This window comes from Reyranella soli (genome assembly GCF_007992495.1).
Lineage (GTDB): Bacteria > Pseudomonadota > Alphaproteobacteria > Reyranellales > Reyranellaceae > Reyranella > Reyranella soli.
The window spans coordinates 1-1,370 of record NZ_BKAJ01000362.1; the positions used below are offsets into that span (position 1 = coordinate 1).

The 1,370-nt window shown below is 64.3% G+C and carries 1 protein-coding gene; it reads left to right on the forward strand.

All coding sequences use genetic code 11. The features are described from left to right. Nucleotides 1-1,370: hypothetical protein (locus RSO01_RS48250; protein ID WP_170303905.1), on the forward strand; the 1,370-nt coding region annotated here is incomplete at both ends.

Consider the following 1,370-nt stretch of genomic DNA (forward strand, 5'->3'; position numbering starts at 1 on the left):
GCTTGCTGACGCGGGCGCCACCTTGGCCGGGCTGTCAGCCGCAGACATCGGCGGGCTGGCGGCCAAGGGTATCGACAGGATAGACGCCACGGACAATGTGCTGACGCTCTCGGTTGCCCAATATCTGGCGCTGGGAACGGTCACCCTGCCGGCTGCCGACACCGTTACGCTTGCCGACACGGGAGTAACCTTGGCTGGGCTGTCAGCCGCAAACATGAGTGGGCTGGTGGCTAAGGGCGTTGACAGGCTGGACTCCCTCGACAGCGTACTGACGCTCTCGGTTGCCCAATACCTGGCGCTGGGGACTGTCGCCCTGACGGCTGCCGACACCGTGATGCTTGCCGATACGGGAGCTACCCTGACCGGGCTGTCAGCCGCAGACATTGGCGGGCTGGCGGCCAAGGGGGTCGACGGGATAGACGTCACGGATAATGCGCTGACGCTCTCGGTCGCCCAATACTTGGCGCTGGGGACTGTCACGCTGACGGCTGCTGACACCGTGACGCTTGCCGACACGGGAAGCAACCTTGCTGCCCTGACTGCGGCGCAGATTGGCGCTCTTGCCGGCAAAGGCATCGATCGCATCGATGCCATCAACGACGCTCTCACCCTTTCGGTCGCCAAGTACCAGGCGCTTGGCGTGGTCGCCCTGACGTCGGGGGATCTCGTAACACTGGCCGACGCGGGAGCCACTCTGGCCGGGCTTTCAGCCGCAGACATTGGCGGGCTGGCGGCTAAGGGCGTCGACAGGCTGGACTGCACGAACAACGTACTGTCGCTGAGTGTTGCCCAGTTCCAGGCGCTGGGAGCTGTCACCCTGACGGCTACCGACACCGTGACGCTTGCCGACACGGGAGCCACCGTGGCTGGCCTGTCATCCGCAGACATTGGCGGGCTGGCGGCCAAGGGGATCGACAAGATAGACGCCACGGACAATGTGCTGACGCTCTCGGTTGCCCAATACCTAGCGCTGGGAACGGTCACCCTGACGGCTGCCGACACCGTGACGCTTGCCGACACAGGAGCAACCCTAACGGGGCTGACTGTGGCTCAAATCACGGCGTTGACGGGCAATGGCATCGACAGGATCGACGCCACGGACAATGTGCTGACGCTCTCGGCCGCTCAACACCTGGCGCTGGGATCGGTCACGCTGACGGCGGCAGACGTTGTGACGCTTGCCGATACGGGAGCTAACCTTGCCGCCCTGTCAGCGGCACAGTTTGGCGCGCTGGCTGGCAAAGGTATCGACAGCATCGATGCCACGGACAACGTGCTGTCGTTGAACCTGGCCCGCTATAATGCGCTTGGCACCGTGCTCCTGACTGCCACGGACAACGTGACGCTTGCCGACACGGGAGCCAACCTTG